Below are 22,446 nucleotides of genomic sequence, written 5' to 3'. Positions count from 1 at the left end.
TGCAGCAATTTTAGTGTAGCAGTCTGCTATGTGAATGGCAGTATGATTGAAGGTATGTCACTGTAAATATCTAGAGCTAAATCATCGCCTAGAAGGATAAGCTGAAGGAGGGGAATAATGTACCCTGTATATAACTATCACTATCGCAGGTATGGGCCACGGGTTAGATTCAAACCAGTTTTATATTTGGTAATATTTGTGATGCTGGCGATAATATTGATTAATTGTTTGGTTGTCTTGTATCCTGTTTTGTCTAAAGTCGGGCATGGATTATTGAATTTATTGCTTGCTTGGAATGATCGCGATCCCCGTGGTGTTATTCGAGTGGCAGTACCGGTGATGGCCTGGTCGGGCAGTAAGGAGGATACCCCTCAGGTGGCCGGGACGGGTGTCTTGACAGCTCAACTAGCGCGGTTATTTAGCCTAGACCAGCAGCGTCAAATGCAAATTTTGGCCTACCAAATGCCTCTGCTGGCTGGGGTTGTGAAGCCTGAAGAACCGACTGCCTTGGTTACGGCACCAAAGCTGGAGCCAGTGCCTGATCCGGAAGCCGCACAGCCTCCACAGTCTCTTTCGGCGCAAAGTCTAGTGGCAATTTATAATACTCATACCGGTGAAACCTATGCCCTTACCGACGGGATGGAGCGGCTTACCGCTAAGCGAGGCGGTGTGGTCAAAGTGGCTGAGGCGCTGGAAGATGAACTAGAAAAAAAATATGGTGTGCGGGTAGCTCGCTCCGATGTTATAAATGATACCAACTATAACAGTGCCTATACAGTTTCCCAGGGAACTTTGCAAAAATTACTTGAAGATAACCCTGCGGTGCAGGTGGTTCTGGATATTCACCGTGACGCGGGTAAACCCAGGAAAGACAGTTTAGTGAGCGTGGATGGACAGCAGGTAGCTCCTGTATTGATCGTTGTTGGTTCCGATGCCCGGTCGCCTTTTCCTACCTGGCGTCAAAACTATAGCTTTGCCCAGGAGTTGGCTGCTGAAATTGATAAACAGTATCCCGGGCTGTGCCTGGGTGTTCGTATTAAAGAGGGACGTTATAACCAGTTTTTGCACCCCCGAGCTGTACTTTTGGAAATGGGCAGCGTTAGTAACTCGACAGAGGAGGCAGTTGCTGCCGCGCGAATGTTGGCCGGGCCTGTGGCGGAGATGGTTAAACGAAATTTAGATAGCTGAATAGCATAGAAAAGCTTTTTTTTGGTAAATATACGTAATAAACTATGTATGCGGTGAAGATATGCAAAAAACAAGCAAATCTATGCTAGTCATGATGGGTATATGCATTGGCATGGTTTTTTTCAACCTTAATATTGCCCTCAATAATTTTAATCGTCTGGTGAGTCCAGAACAACCTTTAACGCTGCTGAATTGGCGTACCGCAGAAGATAAATTGGAAATTAGTTTATTGGGCGAAACCCTGCTCATATCACTGGACAGCAGTACTTGGCTTACTAATGCCTGGTGTCAAAAGGTGGGTGAGCAGGCCGGTGAATTATTTAGTTTTGGCCGGGAGGTAATTACACATCGTCTAGACCCGGTACAGCAAAAAACACGGGAAATTATGGGCTGGCAATAAGTGGGTATAGGTAGGGCGTTGTTCTATTTATTTTTATGGCACCTTTCAAATTTAACAGCTAAATCATAGCGGGTTAGACATGTTATAATAGATTAAAAAACATGCTATTAACTAATTAGAGTAGAATGTAAGAAGGCCTAAATAAACAGTTGGTCTATTTTTGGGCTATAACAATTAGCTATCTCCATTCAAATTGGTTATGATAGAAAGATAATAGAAGCCAAAAGGGGTGTTAATAAAATGTTGGTAATTGATCGATTTGAAGGGGAGTATGCTTTAATCGAGTATAAACGTAGGATATTTCATATACCCAAAGTATTGGTGCCAAAGAGCGCCAGGGTAGGCGATGTAATCAACATTCAAATCACAGTGGACCAGGTAGCGACTCAACAAAGAAAACAACTTATTGTTCAGCTCGCCGAGCAAATTAGGGAAGAAGAATAAAAACACAGTTACTGAAAAACCGAACGATAGGCCTGATTGCTTGGCCGGTATTAATTGAGTCACCAGTTAATAAATACGTTCTTGACTACTCAAACAGAGCAGCTGGGCTATGCCCGGATGGTTTTCTCAGGCCAGCTAACATGCATTAAGGTAGCCAATACCAAACCTGAAGTATAGTTTAAGACTGAGGAAGAAAAAATGCAGTACTTTGATGCCTACTCTATAAGGTTCTTTTAACCTTTACGGGCAAATGCTATAATATTGTGAGCTGACCTTTTAAGGAGAGAGGAATTACCGTTGGATATTAGACAGGATCATATTCGTAATTTTTGTATCATTGCCCATATTGATCATGGCAAATCAACTCTAGCGGACAGGCTGTTGGAATACACTGGTGCTCTGACCCAGCGGGAAATGTCCGAACAGGTACTGGATAACATGGAATTAGAGAGAGAGAGGGGCATAACCATTAAGCTTCGGGCTGTGCGTCTGAATTACCTGGCCAGGGATGGGCAAGAATATGCCCTGAACCTAATTGATACGCCGGGGCATGTTGATTTTACTTATGAAGTGTCCCGTAGCCTGGCTTCCTGTGAGGGGGCTTTGCTGGTGGTGGATGCTGCTCAAGGTATAGAAGCCCAGACGCTGGCTAATGTTTACCTGGCAATTGACCACGATTTGGAAATAATTCCGGTCATTAATAAAATAGATCTGCCGTCGGCTGACCCTGAGAGGGTTAGAAATGAAATTGAAGAGGTTATCGGGCTGAGTGCTCAAGACGCTGTATTAACCTCAGCTAAGACCGGCGAAGGTATCGAGGAGATCTTAGAAGCCATTGTGCAAAGAATTCCCCCACCTCAGGGTGATGAAACAAGCCCGCTGCAGGCATTGATTTTTGATTCCCATTACGACTCCTATAAGGGTGTCATTGCCTATTTCAGGGTGATGGAAGGGCGGCTGGCCAAAGGCATGCCTATTAAAATGATGGCCATCGGCAAGGAGTTTGAGGTTAATGAAGTGGGAGTCTTTAAGCCTGCCCCAACCTTAGTTGATGAATTGCGGGCTGGTGAGGTAGGATTTTTAGCTGCCAGTATTAAAAATGCACGTGATTGTCGGGTAGGGGATACCATCACAAATGCCAACCGGTCCGCTGCTGCCCCGCTGCCGGGCTACCGCCAGGTTAAGCCGATGGTATATTGCGGGCTTTATCCCGTGGAGTCCAACGAATATGGTGCTTTGCGAGATGCGCTGGATAAGCTAAAGCTTAATGATGCTTCCTTGGTTTACGAAGCTGAGACATCTGAAGCGCTGGGTTTTGGTTTCCGCTGTGGCTTTCTGGGGCTTTTACATATGGAGATCATTCAAGAACGGCTGGAGCGGGAATATGGGCTGAGCCTGATTACAACCGCTCCCAGCGTAAGGTACCGGGTAAATACTACAGCCGGAGAAACACAGGAAATTGATAATCCCAGCCTGATGCCTCCCAGCGGCAGTATTGTGTCGGTGGAGGAGCCTTTTGTGGCAGCTACGATTATGGTGCCCCAGGAATTTGTTGGAGCGGTGATGGAGCTTAGTCAGGAACGCCGGGGTGTATACAAGGATATGGTGTACTTGAGCCAGAGCCGGGTGATGATTAAATACGACCTGCCCCTGAGCGAAATTATTTTTGATTTTTTTGACCAGCTAAAATCCCGTACCAAGGGTTACGCCTCTCTGGATTATGAATGGGATGGTTTTCGGCAGTCTAAGCTGGTGAAAATGGATATTTTAGTTAATGAGGAACCACTGGATGCCTTGAGCTTTATTGTGCATCAAGATAAGTCCTACCAGCGGGGCAGAGCTCTGGTAGAAAAGCTGAGGAGTCTGATTCCCCGCCAACTATTTGAAGTGCCAATCCAGGCTGCCATCGGAAGTAAAGTGATTGCCAGGGAAACGGTGCGAGCTCGCCGCAAGGACGTGCTGGCTAAGTGCTACGGGGGCGACATCACACGTAAACGCAAGCTGCTGGAAAAGCAAAAAGAGGGGAAAAAACGGATGAAGCAGGTGGGCAGTGTGGAAATACCCCAGGAAGCGTTTATGGCTGTGCTGAAGATTGGTGAAGATAAGAGATAAGAGGTGGGCAGGATAAGCTGTTAAAATATACGGACAATATCATGGATAAGGCAAGCGACAACATCGCAAGTAAGGAAGTACTTCGTCAAGTGGACCACATAATTCTTGAAATAGTATTTTGGGCAGATAATACCAAGAATCTAAAGGTTTAGCATGTAGTCAAGGAATACTTCAAGCAGGACGTTGTTAAGAAACGGCTTTTCAACTGCTGGCGAAAAATACTGGGGGGCAAGGCGTTGCTTGAAAATGTTGGGCACAGTGCTTTATATATTCACGTCCCCTTTTGTGTGCGCAAGTGCCGGTACTGTGACTTTGTTTCTTATCCGTATAATGAATCTAACGCTCGCCTATATGTAACCGGTTTGCGTCGAGAGATGGAGTTACGGTTAGGGGACAAGCATGAAAAACGGTGGCCTTTGTCCACCGTTTTTATTGGTGGGGGGACTCCTACCTGTTTATCAACAAAGCTGCTTTTGGAAATAATAACTCTCATAAAAGGGTATTATAATTTATCGTCAGATGTTGAATTTACTATTGAAGCTAATCCTGGTACTGTTGATGCCGGTAAGCTGTCCTCTCTGCGCCTGGCCGGGGTCAACCGCCTCAGTTTGGGAGCCCAGGCTTGCAGTGAGGCCACGCTACGCACCCTGGGGCGTATACATACCCATGAGCAAACGGTGTCGGCAGTTTGGCAGGCACGGGAAGCAGGCTTTGATAATATCAACCTGGATCTTATTTTTGAGGTACCCGGGCAAACCCTTACCGAATGGGAGCGCTGCTTGGAACAGGTAATAGATTTAGCGCCGGAACATGTTTCAGCCTATGGCCTTCAGTTGGAAGAGGGCACGCTATTAAAGGAGCAGGTGGATAGCGGACTTTTGCAACCTTGCGAAGAAGAAGATGGTATAAACATGTACCAGGCAGCTATTAATATATTACAGTCTGCTGGCCTGGAGCAATATGAGATATCCAATTTTGCTCGGCTTAATAAACAATGCCGTCATAACCTGGTTTATTGGCAAAATGAAGACTACCTGGGACTGGGACCGGCAGCACACTCTCGCCTAAGGAGAGTTCGCATGTCGAACGAGACTAATTTGACTGACTACACAACCAGGCTAAATGCCGGAATGCTTCCGGTTGCCTGGTCTGAAGACATTACTCAGGAAAATGATATCTTTGAAACTATTTTTTTAGGATTGCGCATGACTGGAGGGCTGGATCTGGAGCGTTTCAAACAACGGTTTGGCCGATCACTTAATGAGATATATCCAGGTCTTGTGGAATCACTGGTAAATAAGGGACAACTAAAGCTTCGGGGTAATCATTTATGCTTAACCCCGGCCGGTATGCTGTTGGCCAATGCGGTGATGTGTGAGTTTGCACCGGTGTGAATATTCTTGACAAATGAAATCACTAGTGCTATGTTTTTATTAGATGTTAGCACTCAATTTGGGAGAGTGCTAACAAGGAGGTGTCGCAAATGACCCTTGACGCCAGGAAAAAGAATGTGCTAATGGCCATAGTGCAGGATTACATTGCCACTGCGGAACCGGTGGGTTCTCGGACCATAGCCAGGAAATATAAATTAGGTGTGAGCTCGGCAACCATCCGCAATGAAATGGCCGACCTGGAGGAGATGGGTTACATTGAACAACCCCACACTTCAGCAGGGCGCGTGCCCTCCGACCAGGGTTACAGGTATTACGTGGATCATCTGATGAAACGTGAGGAGTTTGATTCGAAAGAAGCTAAACTGGTACTTAACAGTTATCTTACCAAGAAGCAGGAAATTGGTCATGTATTGAGAAACGCCGGTCAGCTAATATCGCAGATTACTAACTATACCGGGGTAGTCATGACAACTAGCCTGGGCAGGGGCAGTCTCAAACACATCCAGTTGGTGCATATGGGTATAGGGCAGTCTATGGTTGTAGTGGTAACCGATGCCGGGGCTGTGCACCATCGGATTATTGATATTCCGGAGACCATACAGGCTGCTGATCTGGAAACGATCACTAAAGTTTTAAATCATAAGTTGCAGGGCAAAACAATTGAAAATATTCGCCTGACCTTGATTAAGGAGATTTATTTTGAGTTAGCTAAGCAAAAATATATATTGGATATGGCAATGGATGTTATACAAGAGGGGCTGTCCTTGGAAACCGGGGAAAAAATTTACCTGGGCAGCATCTTTAATATTTTAAATCAGCCTGAATTTCATAACATAGAGAAGGTCAAAGTACTGCTCAGCCTGCTGGAGAATGAACAGGAGTTGGCCAATATCATGTCAGATGTTTTCCAGGAGAGTGGCGTGACGGTGCGTATTGGCGAAGAACTGGAGGACGGTCGCCTAAAAGATTACAGCCTGGTGCTTGGCACGTATCGCATGGAGGGTAAACCGGCAGGGAGTATTGGCCTTCTAGGACCGACCAGGATGGATTACGCCCGGGCATTCGCTGTAGTGGAATATATGACGGACAATATTTCAATGGTGATAGAAAGATTGATGCGCTGGCGTAGTAAATAAACATATTTTATGGTGTAAGTTATTTAACAATTTATATATAAACACGGTGTATTTAATTGTTGGTCAAGGAGTGAAACGCGTGGATAAATTACATGATGCTACGGCCGATGAGCACCTATCGAAGGAAAATTCAAATAAAGCAGAACATCAAGCAATTGACGATGGGGAAGCTATTACCGGTGATGTGGAGGTTCTGCCGGAAGAAGAAGCAATGAACGTGGAGCGGTTACAAGATGAGCTGGCTAAGCAAATAGCTAAAGCCGAAGAATATTATAACCGCCTGCTGCGACTGCAGGCTGATTTTGATAACTACCGCAAGCGTACTGCGAAGGAGAAGGAAGAATTTATAAAATACGCTGCTGCTTCTTTGTGTGAGGAGCTATTGCCTGTTTTGGATAATTTCCAGCTAGCCCTGGCTGCCAAAGAGCAGGACCCCAGCAAAGTAGTTGAGGGGATAACTATGATTATTAGGCAGTTACAGGACATACTGCATAAAGAGGGACTTACACCGGTGACATCCGTGGGTGAACAATTTGACCCCACCCGACACGAAGCAATAATGCAAGAGATAACGGATCAATATCCCGAAAACACTGTCACAGCGGAATTGCGTCAGGGCTATTATCTTAAGGATAAATTACTGCGCCCGGCTTTGGTTAAAGTCGCCAAACCCGGGAATTAACTGCAAAAACTTAGGAGGCGAAAAATATGGCTAAAGTACTGGGTATTGACCTGGGTACCACCAACTCCTGCATGGCCGTTATGGAGGGCGGCGAAGCAGTGGTTATACCTAATGCTGAAGGAGGGCGAACCACCCCTTCAGTAGTGGGATTTTCTAAAACAGGTGAGCGGTTGGTGGGTCAAGTAGCTAAAAACCAGGCGGTTAGCAACCCCGACCGTACGATAAGCTCTATTAAAAGGCATATGGGTTCTGATTATAAAGTAAATATAGATGGTAAGGAGTATACACCCCAGGAAATATCTGCTATGGTTTTGCAAAAAATGAAAACTGATGCGGAAAGCTACCTGGGTGAGAAAGTGACCCAGGCGGTTATTACAGTGCCTGCTTATTTCACCGACGCACAACGCCAGGCAACCAAAGATGCCGGTAAAATAGCAGGCCTGGAGGTATTGCGTATTATTAATGAACCTACCGCAGCAGCGCTGGCTTACGGCCTGGATAAAGGCGATGAACAAACCATTCTGGTGTTTGATCTGGGCGGCGGTACTTTTGATGTGTCCATATTGGAACTCGGTGACGGTGTTTTTGAGGTCAAGGCAACCAGCGGGAATAACCGGCTGGGCGGTGATGATTTTGACCAGCGTGTTGTGGAATACTTGATCAGTGAGTTTAAAAAGGATACCGGTATTGATTTGAAAGGTGACCGGATGGCGCTGCAGAGGCTTAAGGATGCTGCGGAGAAAGCCAAGGTGGAGCTTAGCGGGGTAATGTCGGCTAATATTAACCTGCCCTTTATTACAGCGGACGCCAATGGCCCCAAACACCTGGATATCAACCTTTCCCGGGCTAAGTTTAATGAACTGACGGCAGATTTGGTGGAAAAGACGATGGGTCCCACCAGGCAGGCGATGTCCGATGCTGGATTAAGTCCCCAGGATATTCATAAGGTACTCTTGGTGGGTGGTTCCACCCGTGTCCCGGCGGTGCAGGAAGCCATCAAAAACTTTATTCAAAAAGAGCCTCACAAGGGGATTAATCCGGATGAGTGTGTGGCCATTGGCGCGGCTATACAAGCCGGTGTGCTGGCCGGTGAAGTTAAGGATGTACTGTTGCTTGATGTTACACCGCTTTCTCTGGGTATAGAAACCCTGGGCGGTGTATCCACCAGGTTGATCGAACGTAACACCACCATACCCACCTCGAAGAGCCAGGTTTTCTCTACCGCTGCTGACGGGCAGACTACGGTGGAAATACATGTGCTACAAGGTGAGCGTTCAATGGCGGCCGATAATAAAACGCTAGGGCGGTTCCAATTGTCCGGTATACCGCCGGCACCCCGGGGCGTACCGCAAATTGAAGTAACATTTGATATTGATGCTAACGGTATTGTTAATGTATCGGCAAAGGATAAAGGTACGGGCAAAAGCCAGAGCATTACTATTTCGGGTGGCTCAGGTCTCAGCGATGAGGAAATTGATAAGATGATTAAAGATGCTGAAAAAAATGCTGCAGAGGATGAGCGCCGTAGAGAACTGGTAGAACTGCGTAACCAGGCCGACAGCATGATTTACCAGGCCGAGAAGACAATTAAAGATTTGGCCGATAAAGCCGATAAAGATAAAGTTGATCAGGTCAACCAGGCAGTTGAGAAGCTTAAAGAGGTCGTTAAGGGTGATGATGTGGACAAAATCAAGGCAGCCATTGAAGAATTAACCAAACCGCTGTATGAGCTATCGGCCGTACTGTATCAACAACAGCAGGCTGGAACTGATCAAGGTGGCGGGGCTGAGGCAGGATGCGGCACAGACTGTGCCGGCGGTTGTGGTGCCGCGACCGGAGAAAATAAGGAAAATGTAGTGGATGCCGAGTTTGAAGTTGACGAGGATAAAAAAGATAAGTAAGTATCTTTTCGGGTTTTGTAACAGGAATTTAACTTATTGCGTAGAATGGTATAACGTCTTAGTCTATTAAAATATTTGCCGTTCGGGAGGGCTATTTTAAGCCCTCCCGGTGGTGTTTGAAGTATAAGGTGGTGGATCCCACGTGGCAAAACGGGATTATTATGAGGTGCTGGGTGTTTCCCGGGACGCTTCGCCTGAGGAAATTAAAAAATCTTTTCGCAAACTAGCCCGTCAGTATCACCCTGACGTTAACAAGGAAGATAAAAACGCTGCGGAAAAGTTCAAAGAAGTTAATGAGGCCTATGAGGTATTAAGTAATGCTGAAAAACGGGAGGCTTACGACCGTTTCGGACATGCGGCTACAGATGGCCAGTTTAACGGTGGCTTTGGTGGTTTTGGCGGCGGTGATTTTGGTGGCTTTGGTGACATTTTTGATATGTTTTTCAGTGGCAGCAGCGGGCGGCGGAGGAATGGTCCTGAGCCGGGTGCTGATTTACGGGTGGATATGGAACTGACCTTTGAAGAGTCTGCTTTTGGCCTGGAAAAAGATATTAAGATTCCCCGAACCGAAGAGTGCAGTACATGTGGCGGTAACGGCACGGCACCTGGCACCACAAAGAGGAATTGTGATGTATGTCATGGCACGGGGCAAATTCAATATGCCCAGAACACTCCTTTTGGGCGTATGGTGCAATCACGCACCTGTGACCGCTGTCGCGGCACAGGAGTGATCATTGAAAAACCGTGCCCTACCTGCCGTGGCTCCGGTACGGTGCGGCGCAGCAGGACTTTAAAAGTTAAGATTCCTGCTGGAGTGGATACCGGTTCCCGGTTGCGTTTATCTGGCGAGGGAGAAAAGGGTTTGCGTGGCGGGCCGCCGGGAGATTTGTTCGTGTACATACATGTGAAGCCCCATGCGATCTTTAAACGGGATGGTAACAATGTCCTGGTTGATGCAGACATCAGTTTTGTCCAGGCTGCTTTGGGTGATGAGATCACAGTGCCTACTTTGGATGGTGATGCTAAGCTGAAGGTTCCGGAGGGTATTCAGTCGGGGACAGTATTGCGCATGAAGAGCAAGGGCATTCCTGATGTACGTGGTTATGGTCGTGGAGATCAGCATGTGCGCATCAAAGTAGTTACACCTACCAAGCTGACCGGTAAACAAAGAGATCTACTGCAGGAATTTGCTCGTATTGAAGGTCAAAAGCCCCATAGCGGGGAAAAGGGATTCTTTGGAAAAGTGCGGGATGCATTTTCAGGTTAAATAGCTATCTTGTATTATAATTGGTTTAAGTCAAGTTAGATCCCGGGGGGTATTGTGTTTGGACTGGTTGGAAGTAGCCGTTGCCTCACCTGTGGAGTTGGTTGAAGCGGTGGCTAATGTTTTGAATGAAATTGGTTCGGGCGGGGTTGTTATCGAGGACCCCGCCTTAATTATGAACCTCATTGCTGAAGGTAGTAACGAGACAATTGCCCCTACGCTAAAGCCGCTGCAAGTCGGGCAGGTTGTGGTAAAAGGTTATTTTTGCCATGATATTTCTTTGCAACAGAGATTAGAACACCTGTCTCCCAGACTCTCTGAATTATCTGTGAGCTGGCAAACCAGGGAAGTTAGGGAGCAAGACTGGGCTACCGCCTGGCAGGCATATTACAGACCGACACGGGTAGGTAAGCATATTGTGGTGAAGCCATCCTGGGAGGATTATATTGCCCGGGAAGGTGAAACCGTTATTGAACTGGATCCCGGCATGGCTTTTGGCTGCGGCACGCATGCCACTACGGCCATGTGCCTGGCATTACTTGAAGAGTTAGTTTTGGGCTGCTCAGTGGTTTACGATATAGGTACAGGTTCAGGGATCCTTGCTGTGGCGGCAGCCTTACTGGGGGCCCGGGAAGTAATTGCAGTGGATATAGATGAACTGGCAGTGCGGACAGCCCGGGATAATGCCGAGCGGAACGGCGTTTCGGACCAGGTCTCGGCGGTACAGGGCGACTTGTTGGATAATCTGGCCGGTGGCCAGGCTGATTTAATAGTGGCCAATATTATTGCCGATGTCATTATCCAACTCGCTCCTGATGCAGCGGCGGCGCTGAAGCCCGGCGGTAAGCTAGTTGCCTCGGGGATTATTATTGACCGGGCAGATGAGGTACGTCGGGCACTGGGCGATGCAGGTCTGGCACCAAAGCAAGAAATGACTGAAGGCGAGTGGGTGGCGATGGTTTATCAAAAAGAGTCGTAATGTACAAAGGTAATACTATATAATCTGCAATCGGCCTCAAGTGATTATAGTCATCTAAGGCCGGTATTTTTTTCTCGCATTTGCTAATATGCGCTATAATTATAAAGAGTTTAAACATTTGATTGGTGGTAAACTGGGAGGTAATGAAAGTGTCAAATTACATTAACCGGGGCTTTATTCCCTGTGCGCAGTTAAAAGGTCTCAGTAAGATTACTTTTCTTGACGGCACCCATGTTATGGTACAAGGTCTGGACGAGATACTTGCTGATATTTACGAAGAAGGATGGCAAGTGAATCCAGAAACAGCCGAGGAAATCGTCATCAGGTTGGGGAAAAAGAATTATATCCCATCCTGTGCTAAGCTGGAATACCAGAAGTTGCTTCTCCAAGAGTACAGACAGTATGTTGTCGGCAAGAAAGATGACATCCCGGAATAAACAGCACTCCGGCAGAGTATTGGTTACCCGCAGTCTATTTACCTGCCACGCAATTTATAGCAAACAGATAATTCCATTTTGAGGCGTGCTTTAATTCATCAGTATATATTCGGTAACGATATTTCTGTATGGCAAAAACTCAAAGCCAAACAATATCCTACGGTACCCCTCAACAGCAGCTAGTTCACCAAAAAGTGCTTTGGTAATACATAGCAGTAACTTTGTGGTCTATTAAAAGGCTCATCTGTTGTTAGTGTTAAGACCAGGTACTCTACCCAGGTATAAGAGTGGTAAACTGCCTGAAATCAATGCCAGGATTGTTGGTTCAGTGCCACCGGCTTTAGCTATTTGGTGGTTAAACCTATGATAATTACAAATTTATTAAGGTCGTGGTTAAAATGCCCAGGTTTTTTGTGGCACCTGAGCGAGTGCAGGGTGGTAGTATTACAATTACAGGCCCGGATGTCCATCATATTAAAAGGGTATTACGGCTGGGCACGGGGGATATAATTTCTTTACTGGATGGGTGCGGTAACTATTTTGAATGTCGTATTGAAAATTTGGCTGCTGAGTTTGTTTATTGCCAAGTGCTCCGCCAGGGGTTGGCCGGTGGTGAACCTCCTCTTCGGGTTGTGCTGATACAAGGATTAGCTAAAGGCGATCGCATGGATACCGTTATACAAAAGGGCACTGAGCTGGGCGCGGCAGCCTTTTGGCCCGTGGTTTGTAAACGCAGTGTGGTAAAAGTGGACGTTTCTAAGAAAGCTTCACGAATAGAGCGCTGGCGGCGCATTGCTACCGGGGCTACCAAGCAATGTCGCCGGGCATTGGTACCCGAGGTGGCCGAACCACTGGAGTGGTCTACCGCTATGGACATGATACCACCCGGTGCACTGGTGCTGGTTTTATGGGAGGATGAGACCGGCCATACGCTTAAAGAGGAATTACAACACCGGCCCAGGCCGGATGAAGTATATCTATTGATTGGACCCGAAGGTGGCTTGGAACAACAGGAAGTAGCAGAAGCTTGCCGGCGGGGGGGTATACCCGTCACCTTAGGTCCGCGCATTTTACGCACAGAAACAGCCGGGCCTGCTGCGTTGGCAATGCTATTATATCAGTGGGGTGATTTAGGAGGTTAAGTTTTTACATGACGGAGAAAAAAGTGGCTTTGACCACTTTGGGTTGCAAAGTCAATCAATATGAATCAGCAGCGTTGGAGGAATTATTCCGCCGACGTGGATACCAGGTGGTGGACTTTGACAGCCTAGCGGATGTTTACATTATCAATACATGTACTGTGACCCGTATAGGTGACCGTAAATCCAGGCAGCTCATCCGGCGGGCCAGCCGCATAAACCCTGAAGCTGTAGTAGCAGTAACGGGCTGCTATGCCCAGACCGCCCCTGACGAGGTCCTGGAGGTCGAGGGCGTTGATGTTGTGGTGGGCGCCGGTCACCGGGCAGATATTGTAGAGTTGGTGGAAGGTGTAGTCAAGGGGCACCAAGTAAAAGCTGTTGATGACATAGCCCATTGCAGGCATTTCGAAGAGTTACCTGGAGAATCACACCAGGGACGGGTGCGGGCGTTTCTAAAAATTCAGGAAGGCTGCGAAAACTACTGCGCTTACTGTATTATTCCGTATGCCCGGGGTCCCCTGCGCAGCCGCGCGCCGGAAAACGTGCTGGCTGGTGTGCGCAACTTGGTAGAAAGCGGCTTCAAAGAAATTGTGCTAACTGGAATCCATACCGGCGCTTACGGACGGGAGAAATCAGACGGTGTTGGTTTGGTGCGGTTGCTGGAATCTCTGGCGAATATACCTGACTTGGTCAGGTTGCGGCTCAGTTCCCTGGAACCGAATGATATTACTCCAGAATTACTGGAACTGATGGCTGCAGGGCCGCCGTTTTGCCGCCATTTGCACATTCCCCTGCAAAGTGGGGATAATGATATTTTAAGAATAATGGGGCGTCGCTACGATACTGATTTTTTTCGCAATCTACTTGCCAAGATACGTAATAAAATACCTGAGGTAGGCATAACTACTGACGTGATGGTGGGCTTTCCCGGTGAAGGGGACGAACATTTCCGCCAAACCTGCGCTTTTGTCAAGGAAATGCAGTTTTCGGCACTGCATGTTTTTAAATACTCTCCCCGCCGGGGTACACCGGCTGCTAATTTTCCCGGCCAGGTTGATCCGCGGGTTAAAGAAAAGCGTAGCCGGGAATTAATTGCAATCGGTCATAGACTAGCCCGCTCCTTCGCAGCCCAATACTTGGGCAAAACTGTATCCGTGTTGGTAGAACAGGCTGTAGAATATCCTCCTGCCGGCTTGACAAAGGATGTTTTTGAGGGTCTGACAGACAATTATGTGCGCGTGTTCTTTACCGCACAGGAGAAATGGAAGGGACAGCTGGCTAATGTAAAGATCACTGCACTTAGTGGCACTGGCTTACAGGGAAGAATAATTTGATAATAAGCAGGATTTAATTATAACATGTTGAAATGTTATAGCGGGTTATGAATCACTGTAAGGTTAAGGTTCTTCAGGGAGGAGGTGGAAGAAGGTGCAGGATTGCATATTTTGTAAAATAATCAATAGGGAAATCCCGGCGGATATTGTTTACGAGGATGACCAAGTCTTGGCATTCAAGGATATTCAACCGATTGCCCCGACCCACCTTTTATTTATACCCAAGAAGCATATACCTACATTTTTTGATCTGCAACCGGAGGACAGTCACATTCTCGGTGATTTGCAACTAGCCGTGGTCAATGTGGCTAAGGATATGGGATTGACAGAACGGGGATTTAGGCTCGTTGCCAATTGCAAGAAAGATGCTGGTCAGGTGGTGTGGCATCTCCATTATCATTTTTTAGCTGGTAGACCGTTTCAATGGCCGCCAGGGTAATTGACTACCTGAAAGGCGTATTGTATAATATTTTGGTGTGATAATTTTTATTTAGGAGTTGTTTTTCAGCTTGATTTTAGAACAAGCTTTATGGTTCAAGCGGAGGGGAGGGAAGAGTCAGTGGCAGAAGTTAAAGTAGGCAAGAATGAAACCCTGGACAGTGCCCTCCGGCGTTTTAAACGCACCTGTCAAAAGGCAGGCGTTCTCGCTGAAGCCAGAAAACATGAACATTATGAAAAGCCCAGCGTAAAAAGAAAGAAAAAATCTGAAGCTGCTCGCAAGCGCAAGTCTAAATTTTCGAAATCCTTTAAATAAATATTGTATAAAAGAACTTAAGTCGTTTCTAACAAACAATACCTTTGCCCGGTGCCGGATAGCGCCGGGCATTTGAGTATCCACCTAAACATTTAATGACTATATTTTAACTAAAACCATATAAATATTTGTTGAACTAAAAATTATTGAATGCCAAAAAATGGAGGTGGATTTCGATTGTCACCAGAATTGATTCCGTGGTTGGCAGCATTAGCTCTTTTGCTGGGTATTTTAGGTCTTTTGCTGGAAGTGTTTATGGCGGGTTTCGGCGTTGCTGGGGTAGCGGGTGTTGTATTAATTGCCTGGGGTATTGTGCTGTTGAGTGTAGATATTAGTATAACCTTTAAATCCTTGGTAATTGGCTTAATAGTCAGTATGTTAGTGTTTATATTGGGCATTAAGCTGATGTCAAGGTTTAATTTATGGCAGCGACTTACCCTGAGTAAAAGGCAACTAAATGATGAAGGATACCGATCATCCAGGGATGAATTGGTAGATTTTACTGGCCAGGAGGGCATAACATTGACCCCACTGCGCCCATCTGGGGTTGCTGAAGTGGGTGGGGAGCGCCTGGATGTGGTAAGTGAGGGTGGATTTATCCCTGCCGGGGCTAAGATTAAAGTGGTGCGTGTAGAAAGCATTCGGATCGTAGTCCGAGCGCTGGAATAGATGCAGTTAAATATAAAGGTTTCTGTATAACAGTGGTAGTTATGGGAAAAACCTCATTAGGCAACAATATACAATAATCAATGATAATCTTGTTATTTTTTGTGGAAAAGAATAATTAGAAGGGGGTATTTTATGTTTGCCGGTATATCTTTCTTAATTTCAGTCATTCTGGTTGTGCTTGCCGTGGTGGTTGTATTTAGTTTTATTCCGGTAGGACTTTGGATTTCTGCCCTGGCTGCAGGTGTGCGGGTGGGAATTATTACTCTTATCGGTATGCGTTTGCGCCGGGTACCTCCGGCCAACATTGTTAACCCGCTGGTTAAGGCCTATAAAGCAGGGCTGGATATATCTGTTGATCAATTAGAAGCCCATTACCTGGCAGGCGGGAATGTAGACCGGGTGGTTGATGCGCTGATTGCTTCGGAGCGCGCTAATATTAACTTGCCATTTGAAAGGGCGGCGGCTATTGACCTGGCTGGCCGTAATGTTCTTGAGGCAGTGCAAATGAGCGTTAATCCCAAGGTAATTCAAACACCCTTGGTATCGGCGGTGGCCAAAGACGGTATTGAAGTTAAGGTAATGGCCCGTGTGACGGTGAGAGCTAATATTGACCGGTTGGTGGGTGGCGCCGGCGAAGAAACCGTTTTGGCTCGAGTAGGTGAGGGTGTGGTATCCACCGTGGGTTCTATGGATAACCATAAAGAAGTGCTGGAGAATCCTGATTCCATTTCTCGCACAGTGCTGGAAAAAGGGCTTGATGCAGGTACCGCTTTTGAAATACTGTCCATTGATATCGCCGATGTGGATGTAGGCCGGAATATCGGTGCTAAACTGCAAATAGATCAGGCCGAGGCGGATAAAAACATTGCCCAGGCTAAAGCCGAGGAACGGCGTGCCATGGCGGTAGCCCGGGAGCAGGAAATGAGAGCGGCCGTAGAAGAAATGCGGGCCAAGGTGGTCGAGGCTGAGGCAGAGGTGCCGAGAGCAATGGCCGATGCGCTTCGGCAGGGTAATCTGGGTGTGATGGACTATTACAACATGCAAAATGTACTGGCTGACACCGGTATGCGGCAGAATATAGCTAAAATGGGTGACGATAAAGAAGATAAGGGACGTAACGAACATCATACCAGGTAACTTGTGAAGAACCATAATTAAGACGCCAAAGGTTTTTAGGGGGTCAGTTTATGACGACAACTCTGGTTATCTTGCTTATCGCCTATGTAATGATTAGTCAAATTAAAAGACGGCATAGTTGTAACCTGCTGGAAAATACTATTTTCCGCCCACCGGGGGATATGGATCAGCCACGTGTGAATTATGTATCCTCAAACAGTGAAGATAGGCCGCTGTCCGGCCCATGGAATAGATTGCCTCGGAGTGAAGACAGGCCGTTGTCTGGCCCGTGGGATAGAGTACCGCAGGGTGGAGACAGACCGGTTAAAGGTCCATGGGAAACCTCTTCGCAGGATGAGGACGGCCCGTCTACTGCACCGTGGGAGCATGAGGGTTCTGCCGGTGCTGGGGGTAAGCCACAGCCGCAGTGTGAGTATGAAGAGGAGGTGCGGACCCCGCAACGGCAGTGGGAACAAACTGTCATTGACTTGCCATTAGAATTGAGTGAACAGGATAACAGGCCAACTGCTTTAATAAAAGAGGTGGAGATGAGTGCGCCAAGACAGGGTGCAAAACTTAATGCCAGCAACCCGCTGGCTGCCGCATTACGTAATAAAAATGCCCTGGTGGGAAGCATAATCATTGGTGAAGTATTAAACTCACGTGGTGGTAAAGTTAAAAAAAGACCGGGTTATGCAGCCCGAGTTTATAGCAGTGCCTGTCATACTAGTGAACAGGATGCAAAGCAGTAATCATTGGTGCCGACACTGTTATACATGCCGCATATTTTCTATTGCTCAAACAATAACCAAGTATACGATGAATTATTTTAATGAAAGAGCAGGAGAGAGTTGTCTTCACCTGCTCTTACGGCCAAGCTGAGTTAGGCAATGGTAATAACTTTGTATTGCCCGGACAGCCAGTTATTGATTTCCAGCATGTTGGAGATATTACCCAATAACAGTTTATCCTTTAGATGATAATATTCCAGGCAGGTGCCACAGGTAAGCACGGTGGTACCTGCGGCGTGTAATTTCTCCAGCTGCTCCTGAACAGGAGAACCCTCACAGGTTAAATAAACTCCTGTGTTTAGAAACAATAACGCTACTGGCGGGTCAGCCATGGCTGTCAGTGTAGTGAACAAGCTTTTAATTAATACTTCTCCTAAATCTGGCGAACCCTGACCTAGTTCGTTGGAGGTAATAAAATAAACCGATCCACCAGCGGGTGTGCCAGTAGCCGCAGAAAATTCAGCAGTACATGCACTGGTTCGAGCTACTGGCGAAGTATCATTGCGGGTGATGGTCAAATGGTAAAAACCGTCTTTTTGCTCTTCGTTAACATGGTGACCTGCATTTTGGGCAAATAATGTTACGTTTTGCCGGGCGACATCGTTATCTACAATGACGGTGATGGTGTCGACACCTGCTTCCTCCAATGCTTTTTTAGTGTTGATTACCGGATGTGGGCAGGCCAGCCCGCGGCAGTCAACTAATTTATAACTCACAATTTTACCTCCTTAGTTCTTGAATAACTATTTTATTACCTGAATTAACTCCTGTTGGTTCGGTAATACCCGGCCTATCACAGCCGATGGCACCCCTTGCTCTCTAAGATTAACTACCAGCCTGTCCGCATTTGCCTCGGCTATGACTATCAGTAGTCCCCCTGAAGTCTGGGGGTCATATAGGATCATTTGTTCTTCCAGCCTGAGTGAGTTGTCAAAGGTTACCTTGTCACCCAAGTGCTCTTTATTATTATAAGCGCCAGCCGGTATGAGCCCCATGCGAGCCATCTCCAAAACTTCTGGCAACAGTGGTATAGCGGAAAAACAAATCTCGAGGCTGACTTGACTCGCCTCAGCTATTTCGGCGGCATGCCCCAGCAGGCCAAAGCCGGTGATATCTGTACAGGCACTGGCCTCATAATGTTGCATAGCAGCTGATGCTTTTTTATTTAGTGCAGACATACATTGAACTGCTCGTTCGAAAGCATGAGTGGACAGCAGGTCAGCCTTAATGGCGGTATTAATAATCCCTGTGCCCAGAGGTTTAGTTAACACCATCTTGTCGCCTGGCCGGGCGGTCGCGTTGGAGATAATCCTCCCTGGTGGCACCAAGCCCGCGACCGCCAGCCCGTATTTGGGTTCATCATCTCGTACTGAGTGTCCCCCGGCAATAATACAGCCTGCCTCTGCCACTTTATCGGCTCCACCTCTCAAAATCTCTCCCAATATAGCGATAGGCAGACAATCAGGAAAGCATACTATATTCATGGCCAATAGCGGTTGGCCACCCATAGCATAAACGTCACTCAAGGCATTGGCTGCGGCAATTTGGCCGAACAGGTAAGGATCGTTAACCATTGGAGTAAAAAAATCAACGGTTTGTATTAAAGCCTGGTAGTCATTCAGGCGGTATACTGCAGCATCATCAGAAGTATTTAGCCCTACCAGCAGGTTAGAGTCTTCTGCTACAGGTAAGTGTCGCAGTACCTGCGACAGGGTCTGAGGCCCTATTTTAGCTGCTCACCCTGATGTCTTAGCTAGGCTGGTGAGCTTTATTTTTTGTTCATTCATAATTCAGTCGGCCTCCTTTCCCTATAGCATGTCACTTGCCTCTCATAAAAATAGCAACCAAAATTAGTGTATATCAGTCGATTACTTCTGCTTCTATTTATCAATTCCTTTGTTAGAATCATAAAAAATTTAAATGGATATATCATTCAATAGAAAGATTATTTATTACCTATGACGGTGATTAATGAAAATTCCCGTTTTATGGCGGTATCTCAGCCGAGGTGATAAAGGATGCTCCACTGAATATAAAAGAGCACCAGCTTTTTTTGAGGAAATGAAAATAAATTTATTGGGATATTTAACCATAAGAGCGTTATTTTTCCCCTCCAGGTCGCATAAAATTAGTGGCAAGGAGGGATTTTTATGGCCTGGAAGGATCTAAAAAACAAGGTTAAGCGGCAGCTTTCCGATTATATGGATTTGCCCGGTGATATTATGCTGGATTTGCCTAAAATTGTATTGGTTGGCAACCTACAAGTGTTTATTGAAAATCATCGCGGTATTCAAGAATATAACCCTAATCTGGTGCGAGTGGTAGTCAGCGACAAGATTATTGAGGTGACCGGTGAAAACCTGACCCTGCGTAATATTTTACCTGATGAGATTTGCGTTGAAGGGAAAATCTCCGGTCTTGTTTTTTTAAGTTAAGGGGGCTGAAAAATGTTTTTCAAGCTTTTAAACTTTCTATGTGGTTATGTGACTATTACGCTCCCTGAGGAATGTCTGGAGAAGTTTGTCAACATTGCGACCACCCGGAGGATTTATCTTTGGGAAATCACTAATTCAATTGATAACCAGGTTGCTCTTAAGGTGCGTTTAAGAGATGTGCCTCCTTTACGTCATATAGCCCGCATGACCCGTTGTCGTTTCCACATTATTAAACGCTCTGGAGTGCCTTTCTTTATTAACCAGTTGCTGCACCGGAAGGCACTACTGGGCGGGGCATTATTTTTTATTATTGTGTTATACGCATTATCATCATTTATTTGGTTTATTGATATTCAAGGCAATAAATCAATCAGTGATGATAAGATTATCGCGGTTGTCCGGCAGGTCGGGGTCCACCGTGGTGTACCTAAGTGGTCTGTTGACACAGCTGAGCTGGAAAAAACTATTATACAGCAGTTGAGCGGACTGGCTTGGGTTGGTGTGACTGTAGATGGGACAAGGCTCGAAATCGAGGTGGTGGAAAAGGTGCTGCCGCCCGATAACGGTGCCCAGATAGTGGATTTAGTGGCCAAAAAGGACGGGCTAATTAAAGAGATTCTGGTTTTATCTGGCCATCCTCTGGTTAAGGAAGGAGATACCGTTACTGCCGGGCAAGTTTTAATATCAGCGGCAATACCTCCTCCTGAAGATGAAGAAAATGATAAAAAGATCCCAGATGTCGTTGAAGAGGACGAGTTGCAGCAGCAGGTGCAGTTCGTACACGCTCGCGGCATTGTCCGTGCTCGCATCTGGTATGATGGCTACGAGGAAGTGAAATTACGAGAACAAGAAAAACATCCTACTGGGCAGCAAATTACCAAACTTTGCATGAAAATCGGGAGTAAGGAAATAATTTTAATGGGCCCCCGGCAGGTGCCGTATACAAACTATATTGAGTATGCTGAGGTGAAAAGGTTACCTTCATGGAGGAATATAGTTATACCCGTCGAAGTTATAACGATCAAATATACAGAACAGAGAATTTGTTATCATGAATTTAACCGGACTGAGGCTCTTCGTCTAGCTGGAGAACAGGCGCTGGAAAAATTGCGTTCACAAATGCCTGAGCACGTGAAGATATTGCATACTGACCTGCGGGAAGTTAAAACGGCAAATGAAGAGGATATCGTCAGGGTTCGGCTTACGGTGGAAACGTTGGAGGAAATAGGTGTAGAAAAACCCCATCAATAAGATGGAGGAGGTTATAACATAGTTGACGGAAAAGATGCAAACTCAACTAATAGAGACTAGAATGATTATTGATGATCTTGGCGCTGCTGCAGAAATTTTTGGTAAACATGATGAGAACATGTCCTTGCTGGAGAACTCACTGGGTGTGAAAATGGTGGCTCGGGGTGAGGAGTTGGTCATCATGGGACAGCAGGAACAGGTTCAAAAAACACGGAAAATTGTTGAACAGTTACAAACTTATTATCAAGCCGGCAATAGAATATCTAGGCACGAAATTAATTACGCTTTAAAGTCCGTGAATTCTGGTAATGATGAGGCGCTGGCCGGTCTGGCTAAGGATGTGGTCTTGGTTACAGCCCGAGGCAAAAAAATTAAACCTAAAACGGTAGGACAGCAGCAATACATAGATAAACTGCACAAGCAGGATATAGTATTTGCTTTGGGACCGGCTGGTACGGGAAAGACTTACCTGGCGGTGGTAATGGCCGTGAGATCGCTGCGTAACCGGACGGTGAACAGAATTGTGCTGACCAGACCGGCGGTGGAGGCGGGTGAAAAACTAGGTTTTTTGCCCGGTGATTTACAGGAAAAGGTGGATCCCTACCTGCGGCCCCTTTATGACAGCCTTTATGATGTATTGGGTGTTGATAATACTCAAAAATATTTGGAACGACAGGTAATTGAAATTGCGCCTCTTGCTTATATGCGGGGCAGAACGCTGGATGACTCCTTTGTTATTTTGGACGAAGCGCAAAACACTACCCCCGAGCAAATGAAAATGTTTCTCACCCGGCTGGGTTTCGGCTCCCGGGCGGTGATTACCGGTGACGAGACCCAGGTGGATCTGCCCAGGGGACAGCAATCGGGTTTGGTTCATGCCCGCCGGGTGTTGGATGGTATTGTGGGGATAGGCTTCCATCACTTCACCGGTGAGGATATTGTCAGACACCCCCTGGTACAAAAAATTGTCCGGGCCTATGAGGAAAAAGGTGCTTTGGCGGAAAAGACTGAGGTGTGATG

General features: G+C 46.5%; 23 protein-coding genes. 21 read left to right on the top strand and 2 right to left on the bottom strand.

The window, feature by feature from the left end; translation table 11 throughout:
* Positions 1 to 117: 117 nt before the first annotated feature.
* From spoIIP to SPSYN_RS13475, 18 genes are all read left to right on the top strand, one after another.
* Positions 118 to 1,188, top strand: a complete 1,071-nt coding sequence (gene spoIIP, locus SPSYN_RS13560) for a stage II sporulation protein P (RefSeq protein ID WP_161823032.1) — start codon at positions 118 to 120, stop codon at positions 1,186 to 1,188.
* Between the two features lie 61 nt (positions 1,189 to 1,249).
* The gene (locus SPSYN_RS13555) at positions 1,250 to 1,588 is read left to right on the top strand and encodes a hypothetical protein (protein WP_161823031.1); all 339 of its coding nucleotides are present in this window, start codon (positions 1,250 to 1,252) and stop codon (positions 1,586 to 1,588) included.
* A 240-nt stretch (positions 1,589 to 1,828) separates the two neighbouring features.
* On the top strand, positions 1,829 to 2,032 hold the full coding sequence (locus tag SPSYN_RS13550) for a DUF3006 domain-containing protein (protein WP_161823030.1): 204 nt from the start codon (positions 1,829 to 1,831) through the stop codon (positions 2,030 to 2,032).
* Between the two features lie 297 nt (positions 2,033 to 2,329).
* Complete coding sequence (gene lepA, locus SPSYN_RS13545; protein WP_161823029.1) at positions 2,330 to 4,144, top strand: translation elongation factor 4; 1,815 nt, start codon at positions 2,330 to 2,332, stop codon at positions 4,142 to 4,144.
* A gap of 236 nt (positions 4,145 to 4,380) precedes the next feature.
* Positions 4,381 to 5,538 (top strand): radical SAM family heme chaperone HemW, encoded by a 1,158-nt coding sequence (hemW, locus tag SPSYN_RS13540; protein ID WP_243153061.1) that lies wholly within the window; start codon positions 4,381 to 4,383, stop codon positions 5,536 to 5,538.
* Positions 5,539 to 5,627: 89 nt separating this feature from the next.
* Positions 5,628 to 6,674, top strand: a complete 1,047-nt coding sequence (gene hrcA, locus SPSYN_RS13535) for a heat-inducible transcriptional repressor HrcA (RefSeq protein WP_161823028.1) — start codon at positions 5,628 to 5,630, stop codon at positions 6,672 to 6,674.
* A 79-nt stretch (positions 6,675 to 6,753) separates the two neighbouring features.
* Complete coding sequence (gene grpE / locus SPSYN_RS13530; protein WP_243153060.1) at positions 6,754 to 7,356, top strand: nucleotide exchange factor GrpE; 603 nt, start codon at positions 6,754 to 6,756, stop codon at positions 7,354 to 7,356.
* A 26-nt stretch (positions 7,357 to 7,382) separates the two neighbouring features.
* Complete coding sequence (dnaK, locus tag SPSYN_RS13525; protein WP_161823027.1) at positions 7,383 to 9,257, top strand: molecular chaperone DnaK; 1,875 nt, start codon at positions 7,383 to 7,385, stop codon at positions 9,255 to 9,257.
* A gap of 142 nt (positions 9,258 to 9,399) precedes the next feature.
* Positions 9,400 to 10,524 carry a molecular chaperone DnaJ gene (gene dnaJ, locus SPSYN_RS13520; RefSeq protein WP_161823026.1) on the top strand — a complete coding sequence of 375 codons (1,125 nt, stop codon included), beginning with the start codon at positions 9,400 to 9,402 and terminating at the stop codon, positions 10,522 to 10,524.
* Positions 10,525 to 10,582: 58 nt separating this feature from the next.
* Positions 10,583 to 11,500 carry a 50S ribosomal protein L11 methyltransferase gene (prmA, locus tag SPSYN_RS13515; protein WP_161823025.1) on the top strand — a complete coding sequence of 306 codons (918 nt, stop codon included), beginning with the start codon at positions 10,583 to 10,585 and terminating at the stop codon, positions 11,498 to 11,500.
* 149 nt (positions 11,501 to 11,649) lie between these two features.
* Positions 11,650 to 11,937, top strand: a complete 288-nt coding sequence (locus SPSYN_RS13510) for a hypothetical protein (RefSeq protein ID WP_161823024.1) — start codon at positions 11,650 to 11,652, stop codon at positions 11,935 to 11,937.
* A 398-nt stretch (positions 11,938 to 12,335) separates the two neighbouring features.
* On the top strand, positions 12,336 to 13,079 hold the full coding sequence (locus SPSYN_RS13505; RefSeq protein WP_161823023.1) for a 16S rRNA (uracil(1498)-N(3))-methyltransferase: 744 nt from the start codon (positions 12,336 to 12,338) through the stop codon (positions 13,077 to 13,079).
* A gap of 8 nt (positions 13,080 to 13,087) precedes the next feature.
* On the top strand, positions 13,088 to 14,410 hold the full coding sequence (mtaB, locus tag SPSYN_RS13500) for a tRNA (N(6)-L-threonylcarbamoyladenosine(37)-C(2))-methylthiotransferase MtaB (protein WP_161823022.1): 1,323 nt from the start codon (positions 13,088 to 13,090) through the stop codon (positions 14,408 to 14,410).
* A gap of 94 nt (positions 14,411 to 14,504) precedes the next feature.
* A complete protein-coding gene (locus SPSYN_RS13495) occupies positions 14,505 to 14,849 on the top strand; it encodes a histidine triad nucleotide-binding protein (protein ID WP_161823021.1) in 345 nt (114 codons plus the stop codon).
* Between the two features lie 120 nt (positions 14,850 to 14,969).
* A complete protein-coding gene (gene rpsU / locus SPSYN_RS13490) occupies positions 14,970 to 15,164 on the top strand; it encodes a 30S ribosomal protein S21 (RefSeq protein ID WP_161823020.1) in 195 nt (64 codons plus the stop codon).
* Positions 15,165 to 15,341: 177 nt separating this feature from the next.
* Complete coding sequence (locus SPSYN_RS13485) at positions 15,342 to 15,833, top strand: NfeD family protein (protein ID WP_161823019.1); 492 nt, start codon at positions 15,342 to 15,344, stop codon at positions 15,831 to 15,833.
* Positions 15,834 to 15,965: 132 nt separating this feature from the next.
* The gene (floA, locus tag SPSYN_RS13480; protein WP_161823018.1) at positions 15,966 to 16,970 is read left to right on the top strand and encodes a flotillin-like protein FloA; all 1,005 of its coding nucleotides are present in this window, start codon (positions 15,966 to 15,968) and stop codon (positions 16,968 to 16,970) included.
* Between the two features lie 50 nt (positions 16,971 to 17,020).
* The gene (locus SPSYN_RS13475; protein WP_161823017.1) at positions 17,021 to 17,701 is read left to right on the top strand and encodes a hypothetical protein; all 681 of its coding nucleotides are present in this window, start codon (positions 17,021 to 17,023) and stop codon (positions 17,699 to 17,701) included.
* Positions 17,702 to 17,832: 131 nt separating this feature from the next.
* On the opposite strand, the gene yedF is transcribed toward SPSYN_RS13475, so the two are convergent.
* Together yedF and selD are read right to left on the bottom strand one after the other, a co-directional pair.
* Positions 17,833 to 18,456 (bottom strand): sulfurtransferase-like selenium metabolism protein YedF, encoded by a 624-nt coding sequence (gene yedF / locus SPSYN_RS13470; RefSeq protein WP_161823016.1) that lies wholly within the window; start codon positions 18,454 to 18,456, stop codon positions 17,833 to 17,835.
* A 27-nt stretch (positions 18,457 to 18,483) separates the two neighbouring features.
* On the bottom strand, positions 18,484 to 19,527 hold the full coding sequence (selD, locus tag SPSYN_RS13465; protein ID WP_161823015.1) for a selenide, water dikinase SelD: 1,044 nt from the start codon (positions 19,525 to 19,527) through the stop codon (positions 18,484 to 18,486).
* Positions 19,528 to 19,890: 363 nt separating this feature from the next.
* Between selD and yqfC the strand changes: the two genes are divergently transcribed.
* The 3 genes from yqfC to SPSYN_RS13450 are packed head-to-tail and all read left to right on the top strand — an operon-like array spanning position 19,891 to position 22,444.
* Entirely contained in the window at positions 19,891 to 20,175 is a 285-nt protein-coding gene (gene yqfC, locus SPSYN_RS13460) for a sporulation protein YqfC (protein WP_161823014.1), read from the top strand.
* A gap of 12 nt (positions 20,176 to 20,187) precedes the next feature.
* Entirely contained in the window at positions 20,188 to 21,426 is a 1,239-nt protein-coding gene (gene yqfD, locus SPSYN_RS13455) for a sporulation protein YqfD (protein ID WP_161823013.1), read from the top strand.
* 34 nt (positions 21,427 to 21,460) lie between these two features.
* Positions 21,461 to 22,444, top strand: a complete 984-nt coding sequence (locus SPSYN_RS13450) for a PhoH family protein (protein ID WP_161823069.1) — start codon at positions 21,461 to 21,463, stop codon at positions 22,442 to 22,444.
* Positions 22,445 to 22,446: the final 2 nt, after the last annotated feature.

Source organism: Sporotomaculum syntrophicum (genome assembly GCF_009932395.1).
Taxonomy (GTDB): Bacteria; Bacillota; Desulfotomaculia; order Desulfotomaculales; family Desulfallaceae; genus Sporotomaculum; species Sporotomaculum syntrophicum.
The sequence above is the reverse complement of the archived record's forward strand: the minus strand, read 5'-3'. Positions and strand labels throughout refer to the sequence as shown.